Origin of the sequence: Pseudoselenomonas ruminis (genome assembly GCF_008271295.1) — a bacterium.
Taxonomy (GTDB): domain Bacteria; phylum Bacillota; class Negativicutes; order Selenomonadales; family Selenomonadaceae; genus Selenomonas_A; species Selenomonas_A ruminis.
Genome location: NZ_VTOY01000020.1, coordinates 25,077 through 34,216 on the forward strand (window position 1 = coordinate 25,077; position 9,140 = coordinate 34,216).

At 53.1% G+C, this 9,140-nt stretch carries 14 protein-coding genes; all 14 read right to left on the reverse strand.

What is annotated here, in order from left to right:
- The 14 genes from rplS to FZ040_RS13110 all read right to left on the reverse strand — a co-directional run bounded on the left by rplS (window position 1) and on the right by FZ040_RS13110 (window position 9,009).
- The gene (gene rplS, locus FZ040_RS13045; protein WP_074514658.1) at window positions 1-342 is read right to left on the reverse strand and encodes a 50S ribosomal protein L19; all 342 of its coding nucleotides are present in this window, start codon (window positions 340-342) and stop codon (window positions 1-3) included.
- 155 nt (window positions 343-497) lie between these two features.
- The gene (gene aroB / locus FZ040_RS13050; RefSeq protein WP_149172402.1) at window positions 498-1,586 is read right to left on the reverse strand and encodes a 3-dehydroquinate synthase; all 1,089 of its coding nucleotides are present in this window, start codon (window positions 1,584-1,586) and stop codon (window positions 498-500) included.
- A complete protein-coding gene (locus FZ040_RS13055) occupies window positions 1,579-2,109 on the reverse strand; it encodes a shikimate kinase (RefSeq protein ID WP_149172403.1) in 531 nt (176 codons plus the stop codon). The genes aroB and FZ040_RS13055 overlap by 8 nt, the downstream gene beginning before the upstream one ends.
- A 1-nt stretch (window position 2,110) precedes the next feature.
- Window positions 2,111-3,271 carry a chorismate synthase gene (gene aroC / locus FZ040_RS13060; protein WP_149172404.1) on the reverse strand — a complete coding sequence of 387 codons (1,161 nt, stop codon included), beginning with the start codon at window positions 3,269-3,271 and terminating at the stop codon, window positions 2,111-2,113.
- 128 nt (window positions 3,272-3,399) lie between these two features.
- The gene (locus tag FZ040_RS13065) at window positions 3,400-3,954 is read right to left on the reverse strand and encodes a type IV pilus inner membrane component PilO (RefSeq protein WP_149172405.1); all 555 of its coding nucleotides are present in this window, start codon (window positions 3,952-3,954) and stop codon (window positions 3,400-3,402) included.
- A 19-nt stretch (window positions 3,955-3,973) separates the two neighbouring features.
- On the reverse strand, window positions 3,974-5,191 hold the full coding sequence (locus FZ040_RS13070) for a PilN domain-containing protein (RefSeq protein WP_149172406.1): 1,218 nt from the start codon (window positions 5,189-5,191) through the stop codon (window positions 3,974-3,976).
- Complete coding sequence (locus FZ040_RS13075) at window positions 5,166-5,615, reverse strand: hypothetical protein (protein ID WP_149172407.1); 450 nt, start codon at window positions 5,613-5,615, stop codon at window positions 5,166-5,168. The genes FZ040_RS13070 and FZ040_RS13075 overlap by 26 nt, the downstream gene beginning before the upstream one ends.
- On the reverse strand, window positions 5,602-6,156 hold the full coding sequence (locus FZ040_RS13080) for a PilW family protein (protein WP_149172408.1): 555 nt from the start codon (window positions 6,154-6,156) through the stop codon (window positions 5,602-5,604). Before FZ040_RS13080 ends, FZ040_RS13075 begins: the two co-directional genes overlap by 14 nt.
- Window positions 6,153-6,563, reverse strand: a complete 411-nt coding sequence (locus tag FZ040_RS13085) for a type II secretion system protein (protein ID WP_149172409.1) — start codon at window positions 6,561-6,563, stop codon at window positions 6,153-6,155. Before FZ040_RS13085 ends, FZ040_RS13080 begins: the two co-directional genes overlap by 4 nt.
- The gene (locus FZ040_RS13090) at window positions 6,560-7,090 is read right to left on the reverse strand and encodes a pilus assembly FimT family protein (RefSeq protein WP_149172410.1); all 531 of its coding nucleotides are present in this window, start codon (window positions 7,088-7,090) and stop codon (window positions 6,560-6,562) included. The genes FZ040_RS13085 and FZ040_RS13090 overlap by 4 nt, the downstream gene beginning before the upstream one ends.
- Entirely contained in the window at window positions 7,087-7,563 is a 477-nt protein-coding gene (locus FZ040_RS13095) for a prepilin peptidase (protein WP_149172411.1), read from the reverse strand. Before FZ040_RS13095 ends, FZ040_RS13090 begins: the two co-directional genes overlap by 4 nt.
- Entirely contained in the window at window positions 7,560-7,964 is a 405-nt protein-coding gene (locus FZ040_RS13100; protein WP_255448898.1) for a type II secretion system protein, read from the reverse strand. The genes FZ040_RS13095 and FZ040_RS13100 overlap by 4 nt, the downstream gene beginning before the upstream one ends.
- 165 nt (window positions 7,965-8,129) lie before the next feature.
- Window positions 8,130-8,762 carry a hypothetical protein gene (locus FZ040_RS13105; protein ID WP_149172413.1) on the reverse strand — a complete coding sequence of 211 codons (633 nt, stop codon included), beginning with the start codon at window positions 8,760-8,762 and terminating at the stop codon, window positions 8,130-8,132.
- Between the two features lie 13 nt (window positions 8,763-8,775).
- Window positions 8,776-9,009, reverse strand: coding sequence for a hypothetical protein (locus tag FZ040_RS13110; protein WP_149172414.1), 234 nt, complete (start codon window positions 9,007-9,009; stop codon window positions 8,776-8,778).
- Between the last annotated feature and the right edge of the window lie 131 nt (window positions 9,010-9,140).

Genomic DNA, 9,140 nt, shown 5'->3' on the forward strand with positions numbered 1-9,140 from the left:
TTAGCGTTTCTCTTTGATACGAGCAGCTTTACCCGTAAGGTTGCGCAGATAATAGAGTTTTGCACGACGAACGATACCCTTGCGGACAACGTCGATCTTCTCAATGCGCGGGGAATGAACCGGGAACATACGCTCAACACCTACGCCGTAGGAAATACGACGAACCGTGAACGTCTCACGAACGCCCGTACCCTGGCGGGAGATGACAACGCCCTCGAACATCTGGATACGCTCGCGGGAACCCTCGACGATTTTCGCATGAACGCGAACCGTGTCACCAGGTGCAAACGCCGGAATGTCGGAACGGAGCTGTTCTTTCTCTAAAGTCTCGATAATGTTCATTTGTATATTTCCTCCTTCTATAGACGTTCGTGGCAAGCATCTACTTTGGTGATTACTCACGGCTTACTCAGAGGACCGCCCACATATACTCTGATAGTTTACCATAAAAGGAAGACCGTTTCAACACCCCGCAAAAATTAAATTTTGCTGAAAACTCACTGGATAATCCGCGCACTCATGGCCTTCTTCACCACATCAGCCGGCACATCATTGCGGCAGACAACGGAGCCAACAGAATCCATCAAAACCCAATTGACCTTGCCCGCTACGGTCTTCTTATCGTGGAAGATATCGCCATACATGGCATCCACCGTGCAGCCCTCGGCCTTGGTCGGCAGGTGAAGGTTTTCGGTAAGCTGCACCACCCGCTGGAAATCCGCCGGCGCTATGAGGCCCAGCTGGCAGCTGATATCGGCCGCACCAACGATGCCGATAGCCACCGCTTCCCCGTGATTATAGCGCGTGTAGCCCGTTTCCTTTTCAATGGCATGTGCCATCGTATGGCCGAAATTCAAAATGCGGCGAAGCCCGGCCTCCTGTTCATCCTGACTGACAACGGCCGCTTTGATTTCACAGGAGCGCGCAATCATATGCGTTGCCGCCTCAGGCTCTAAGTCCAGCACAACCTGCTGATTCTGTTCAAGGAAGGCAAAGAACTCACGGTCGTAGATAATACCATACTTGATGATTTCGCCAAGTCCCGTATAAATTTCACGCTTTGGCAGCGTTTTCATAAGTTCCAAGTCCATAAAGACGGCCTTGGGCTGATAAAACGCTCCAATCAGATTTTTGCCGAGCTTGTGGTTGACGGCGACCTTGCCGCCCACACTCGAATCGACCTGTGCCAACAGGCTCGTCGGCAGCTGCACAAACGGCACGCCACGCATATACGTCGCAGCGATAAAGCCCGCCAAATCGCCGACCACGCCGCCACCCAGGGCAAAAATCGGCGACTTGCGGTCAAGACCCAATTCAATTGCCTTGGTATAGAGGTCTTCGGCCACCGCCAGGCTCTTAGAACTCTCGCCAGCTGGAACCGTCACCACCGCTGCTTCAAGGCCAGCCTCGCGCAGTATGGTTTGGATTTTCGCACCATAAAGCGGCCCGACATTCGTATCGGTAACCACCATGGCTTTTTTCGAAAAGGACGCCGTCTGCACAAACGAGCGCAGTTCACCCTCAAGACCATAGCCTATATAAATACTATAACTTTTTTCGCCTAATTCTACCCGGACTTCACGCATGCAGTACACCTCTTGTCTTCAAAAAACGCACGATAACATCGACCACTTGCAGTGGCGACAAATCGCTGGTGTCAACCGTAAAGTCTGCCTGTTTGTACAAATCTTTCCGTTCCGCCATCAACGATTCCACAGCCTTGCGGCGGTCGCCCTGGTCTGCCTGGTCGAGCACCGGACGGGTTCCATGGCGCTTCGTGCGTTCGAGCACCGCATCGACGCTGGCACTCAAACAAATGATAATCCCGCTCTTTTTAAACGCCGCCACATTGTCGGGATTCTTGACCGTACCGCCGCCTGTGGAAATCACCGCATTGCGCCGTGCCGACAAGCGCTCGACCAGATCCTTTTCCAACTGGCGGAAATGCGCCTCGCCTTTTTGCGCAAATATGTCGGGAATGCACATGCCGGCCTCCTCTTCGATTTTCTGGTCCATATCGATAAAGGCACAGCCAAGTTTACTGGCCAGCATTTTGCCCGTGCTGGTCTTGCCGGTTCCCATGAAACCGATAAGTATAACATTCTTCATGTTACCAGTCCTTTCCGATGCGCTTTTTATACGCTTCAAGCGAAGCTTTTACATCCACCATCGCATCAGAACCGAACTTGTCGCAAATGGCTTCAGCCATGACGAAGGCCATCATCGCTTCGCCGACTACCGAAGCTGCCGACACCGCACAAGTATCACTGCGCTCCTTGCAGGCAAGGACTGCCTCGCGGCTTTCGATATCAATCGAGCGAAGCGGCGTCATAAGCGTCGGAATCGGCTTCATGGCCGCTTTGACCACAACTTCCTCGCCATTGGTCATGCCGCCCTCAAGGCCGCCCGCCCGGTTGGTCTTGCGGAATACTTCGCCTTCCTCATCGAGGAACACTTCATCGTGAATCTGACTGCCCGGCAAAACGGCACACTGGAACCCAGCACCGATTTCTACGCCTTTAATCGCCTGAATCGACATCATGGCACCGGCAATCTTGGCATCAAGACGGCGGTCCCACTGGATATGGCTGCCAAGGCCAGCTGGCAAGCCACGAACCGTCACCTCAAAAATGCCGCCTAAGGTATCGCCAGCCTTCTTGGCTTCGTCGATTTTTTCCTTCATCTTCACTTCGGCAGCCTCGTCAAAGCAGTTGAGCTCCGACGATGTCTCCTGCCCGAGCAAATGACGATTGACATTTGACGGGTCAACTTCGACGCCGCCGATATTCGTCACTTGCGATACGACTTGAATGCCGAGCGCATGCAAAAACTCCTTGCAGACCGCACCAACGGCAACCCGCATCGTCGTCTCGCGAGCACTCGAACGCTCGAGAATATCCCGTACATCCTGCCGGTTGTATTTCTTGACCCCCGTGAGGTCCGCATGTCCCGGTCTTGCTGCCGTGACCTTTGCCCCTGCCGGTTGGCCAAATACTGCCATGCGGTCGGTCCAATTGGCAAAATCCTTGTTGATGACGCGCAGAGTCACCGGGCCACCGAGGGTCTCACCAAAACGCACGCCCGAGACAATTTCCACCTTGTCCGTTTCGATTTTCATGCGTCCGCCACGGCCATAGCCCTGCTGGCGGCGCGCCAAATCGCGATTAATCGCCTCAACATCAATTTTCAGGCCCGCCGGCAGGCCTTCGAGGATTGCGGTCAGGCAGGGGCCATGGGACTCTCCGGCCGTCATAAAACGTAACATACTCATAACAGGATACACCTCGCAGGATTTCAAATTTCTTTATTTACTAGTTTAATTTATCATATTCTATAAATCAAGTCCTTCTACAGCCAATCCCTGTCCATTTATCAAAAACTTTTCCCTATCCTGTCCTTTCACGTTTTTCCTTTGACGGCATAAATCCGAAGTTCGAGCAAACAGTTAAGGGCACCGTCTTTTTCCTGCACCGCCGTCCGCGCTACCTGGATATAGCGCGGCTCTTCCCGCAAACTGCGCAAAAAGGATAACAGCTCGAAATAGCTGCTGCGAAACTTTACCTCGACCGGCATGACTGCCAATCCATCGCGCACCGCCACTGCCTTTGGCGCCACCTGCGTCAATTTGATTTTGTGCGCCAATGCTAACTGCTGAAGTTTGCTTAAAAAGGCTCCCTGCTCCATATCATCCGGCAGGGCTTTATCCACGCGGGCCTGCCGCGCCAGCAAATCTTTTTCGTACGACTGCTCCCCGGCATGTGCCTGGCGATACGCTTCGATGTCCCGCAAATCCTGCCGCATAGCCTGTGACTCCGCCTGTGCCTGCCTGGTTCGTTCCTGCATCGGCTCATGAACAAAAAAATAAACCATACCCGCCAGCAGCAGTGAAACGCTGGCAGAAACCAACAGCCATTCTTTTCCCAGCGGCAGTCTTACGTTTTTCCTCCAATCCATCCGCTCCTCCTGCCTATCATCATAAGGCGATACTCATTTGAAACACTATTGTCCCGTCCTGCGCCGGGCTTTGCTTTTCTGCGTCCCCTGACGATTCTAACACCGGCCCCTGCGGAAAGAAATCCTTATCCTCCTCAAACGCCTGCAAAAAACCAGCCACAGCCTCATAACTTGCCGCCCGGCCGGCCAGCCGCAATTTGTCACGGCCTTCAAACTCCAGCCGGTCAAGCCATACGCCCTCCACGGTCCGGCTGCCGAGATGAACCAGCACGCTGTACCAGGAAATATTTTTCGCCGACAATTCCTGCAGGCGTTTTTCCTTTCCCGCCGTTTCCTCGCGCATCCGTTCCAAAAGCTTCATTTTATTCTGCGCAGACGCCATGTGGACCATTTCCTGTTGGGCCGACCAGTTTTCGTGCCGCGCCGCATACAACATCCAGGAATCCCAGCCAATCACGGCACAGGTCAAAAATGCCACCAGCCCCACAACGAAGGCGGAGATAAGCGGCCAGTTCCACCGATCCTGCATTGCCGTCCGCTTTACCAGTCCGCCGCCACCTGTACCAGCCCCCGAAGCACTTTGCAAAAAACTCACGGCGGCGCAAAGCGCCCCTTTCATTTCCGTTAATGGCAGCTGCTCCGGCAATTGCTCGCAGGCAATTTCCATCCCCTGAATCTTAATCGTTCCCATATCCCCTGCCAGAACACTGCCACCTCCTGCCGCAGTTGGCGCGACCCAGATATCCGCTAATATCACCCCAGCCTGTCCAAAGGCCTCCTGCCATGCCAGCAAATAATCGCGGCGCACCACGCCACCCCAAAGGGAGGTACTCTGCGCCAGTGGGCACATTACCACGGCATAATCGTCCATATCCAGCCCCATTTCTCCGAGCCGCGCATCAAGCTCCCAATAGGCAGCTTCCCGCTGTTCGCCGCCTTTTAATCCTGGCGGCACCGACAGCAGATAGTCCTTTACCTCCTTCTTATCGGCAAGCAAAACCAAGGGAATCTCCTGCAAGCCTTCCTCCTCCAGCCGCGCGGCAATCCTTCGGGCCTGCCACGCATTATCCTTACCCTCCGCTGCTGGCGGCAGCAAAATGCGCCGGCCCACCTGCCAGCCATTTTCTTCCCGCAATTCAACCAGACACACTGAACCATCGGCGCGAATCTCAGCCCCCAAAACATCACGCCACTTTAGCTGCAAACGCTGTTTAAGGCACCCAGCCCAACCAAACATAATGCTCCCCCACTTTCTGCATTTCACCTTTGACTAAACGTCCTTCCTCCCAAGGTTTCGTATTCCGGCTGTTTTTGGCATAGCCGAGCAGATAGAGTTTATCCTTGCGCTTGATTCCGCCTGCTTTCCATGCCACGCCCTCCGGCGGCTTCACCGCCGCCAAGTCCACTGCCTCTAGCTTGATGTCCATAACCATATCATCGCGCCAGCGCGCTGGGAGCTGCGGGTCTGCTTCTATCCGCAGTGCAACGAGTTCCACCATGCTCTCCGCCGCCAATCTCAGCCTGGTTTCCTCCTCATAGCCGGCATTTGCCTGCTGCCCCGCACGGACAAAATAAAGCAGCCCAAACGATAATGCCGTCACGACCATCAGCATGCAGAGGAGTACCAGCGACACCGCACCTTCCTGCCTATTGGAAGCCATCCGTCATCTCTCCTTCCCACCTTGGCAGATACACCGCCGTCGACAGCGTATAATAATGATTGGTAAACCGGCTTCTCCCTTTTAAACGCACCCGATACAAGCCTGGATGCCGTTTTTCTTCCGTTCCGCTAATCTCCTGCATCTCTACATCGGCCAGCGAATAATCCCCGGTCATTGGTGCCGAACGATCCCACCCCCAAATGAGTTTCGTGGTTTGTTTCACCTCGGCCAGCCAATAAAGCTCCCAGACGTCGGTACTTCCATTATAGTCCCGCAAAGCATACCACCGTTTATGAATCTCGATTCCGGGATAATTCTGCCGGTAAGGCGTGACGTATTCCGCCTCGGTCAAATCCTGCACGATGCGGGTAAAAGCTATCTGCATCTCCTGATGAAGTTCTGCGTCAGCCAGTACGCGAAAGTAATTCCGGACGCTCACGAGCAACATCGCCACGGCCGCCGTCAACAGAAGCATCAAAATTGGCAGGGAAACTGCCGTCTCGAGCAAAACGATTCCCCGCTGCCCTTTCACCGCCTTCATAAAGCCGCTCCTTTCTGTTGGCGGTGCCGGCAGAGCAGCCGTTCATAGCCAAGCGTTCCCGACCGGACCGCCGATTGCCACTGCACCGTCACCCGTGCCCGCCATACTGCTTCGGTTTCGGCGCGGACACTTGCCCTGACCGCAAACGATTGATTTTCCTGCGCGAGCTGCTGCGCATCGCCGAGCCAGCCATACTCCCCTTCGCCAAGTCCGCCCTGGTCCATCGCCCATTCCAGCCGGGCAAACTCCTCCTGCGCGAGCAACACACCGCTGAGTCTTGCCGAATCAGCCTGTATCACCACCTGCGCCTGCTGGAAAAGATGCAGACTGACCGCCATCGCCATGACGACAACACTTAGCACCATCACTTCCAATAAGATATATCCTCGCTGTTTTTCCTGTTTCACCAGCTCACCCTTTCCATGCGGATTCTGCCCGCTCTGCTAATCATGATTTTCCGGCCCTCCTGCTCCCAGCCTTCACAGGTTATGAGGAGCGTCATCATCCCAAGGCCGACATTTTTCAGTTCGCCATTGGCCTTAAAGGCAATGGGGCCGCTGTCAATGCTCGTCCCATTCCACTCCTTGCTGACCTTTACCAAAGGCAAATAACGATGGGACATATTCGTTTCCTCATGACTGCTGGTCACGGTCACACAATATTCATTCTTGCGCACTTCGATAACGGCCTGCTTGACTACACCGTCACGATTATAAAAGCCATGATTGGCTCCTTCAATCAGCCGGTTCAGCGACTGCGTCCGGCGAAGGTCCGCCAGCAGATGCTCCGTCTCATATTCAATGGCCGCCTCCCGGTAAAACCGCATTATTGACGGTATTGCCAGCATAGAAAGACAAGCAATAACCGCCGCCAGCAGCAGGACCTCCACGAGGGCGATACCTGCCTGCCGCTCTTTTTCTTGCCGCGCACTCATAACAGCCTCTCATACCACTGCCAGCATTCCATTCCACACCAATAAGAAAAACAGCCGCCGAACACCAAAAACGGCCCAAACGGAATTTTAGAAGTGCAGGAATACCCGCGCCACACCATTAGCCCTGCCGCCACGATGCCGCCGAGCAAAAAGGCCAGCACCAATGCCACGGCCATAAGCTTCAGCCCCAGCCAAAGCCCCATCGCACCGGCAAGTTTCACATCGCCAAGGCCCATACCGCCATGGCTTCCCCAGCGCAGGCCCCATAGTAAACCGCTTCCCGCAAGGCCGCCCGCCAGTATATCATCCAAGGAATTTATCCCCAAAAGCCATGGATAAACTGCCGACAGGGCCACAATGAGTATCAGCCGGTCGTATAAAAGACCACAGCGAAGGTCGAGCAGCGCAAGGTTCCATAACCGCCAGACAAACCACAGGCCAGCCGCGCCAAAAAGCAAATCCTCCCGCATCATTTGCCAAAATCTCCTGCCGTATAGCCAGCACAAGCCGCCCGGCAATCCGCACCCTCGAGCTCGATTCCGGCCGCCTCTTTTTTCAGCTCATACTTTTCCGCGCTTATCGTCACCAGCTTGCCATCTTTCAACTGGCATTTTCCCTGCGGTGGTTTCAGTTTATCCAAATCCGAAACATAATCGGCTAAATCATCGATATGGTCCGGCCAACGCCCCGCCTGCGTCGCATAAATCGCAATGGCGGAATCCAGCGTACTGAGGTCGGCCTTTACCTTGGTGGTATTGGCCACCGCAATAGCCGAATGGAATTTGGGCACGGCAATCGTCGCGAGGATTGCCAGAATCGCCATGGCAATCATAATGCCGAGCAAAGAAAAACCTGCCTGCCTTGAATCATTCATCAATACTCCTCCTTTTTGCCAAAACATCCTTTACCGAAAGATTTTCCGTCTGTAAATTTCGTGACAGCGGACAAATCTCCTTCTAATATTTTAATAATTCAAATTCTTTTTTCAAAAAAAGAACGCCACGGATGAATCGTCTCCGTGGCGTTATGCCCTTATAGCTTATGAAATTATCTTTACCGACTTCAGCGATCGTTCTACCAGCTGCTCGGCCTGCGGGTCGCCTTCCTTATACTCATAACTGATTATCCAAAAATCGTTGCCGGAATAAAGGCCCAGACATTCCATCTTCCGCTTGTCCCGTTCTCCATTGACCTTAATTATAGCATACGTCATTTCCTGACCGTTGATAGTCCGCTGCTCGCAGGTCTTGAGCACCGGATGCAGCTTATCCGGATCCTTATACGATTTCATGAACGAGCTCAGATTAAACGGCATCTTCTTGCCCGGCTCCACCATAGAACCATGATAGATAGAAACAAAGCAATGCTCATCCTGATGATGATACCGCTCTGGATTTTTTACCACGTTATCGGCTGGCAGCGCGGCAAAATCCATCTTGAACGGCAAGACAACCGACAGCCCCTTGCCGTCCTGCTGGCGGAAAACTTTGGCCGTATAATCCCGATATACTTTCGGCGGCTCCTTCGGCAAATCATCATGACGCGAAGCAATCTTATCCGCCGTGATTACTGCCCGGACAATAGCAAAAGCCTCCCATACGCCACAGCCCGAAGTAACCGTAGTGGTAAGCAGCAGGAAGCCAATCAAAAAACATCTTAGCGATTTCTTCATGGGTATCCCTGCCTTAAAGATATGCTTCATAGTTTTGCTCGGCAAAATCCATAGCCTCGGTGATAAAATTGCAATCCACCAAAAGCTCAACAATTTTATCGCGGCACTTGTTAGCCTTATGCAGCTTGGCCAGTTCTACGATGTCTTCATCCGAAAACCCGAAGCCGATTTCCTTGGACAGCATCTCCCCATGCTCTACCGATTCCAATGCCGCTTCCCAATTGAATTTTTCCTGATTTTCTGACATACCCTTCACCTCATATTCATGATTAACAGTAACAAATCCATTTCTCATGATACAAGAAATAAATTATTGCTTTTTTAAAGTTACAACAAAATTTGCTAAAAAAATCCCCCGATGAAGCTAGTTTTTTGCCT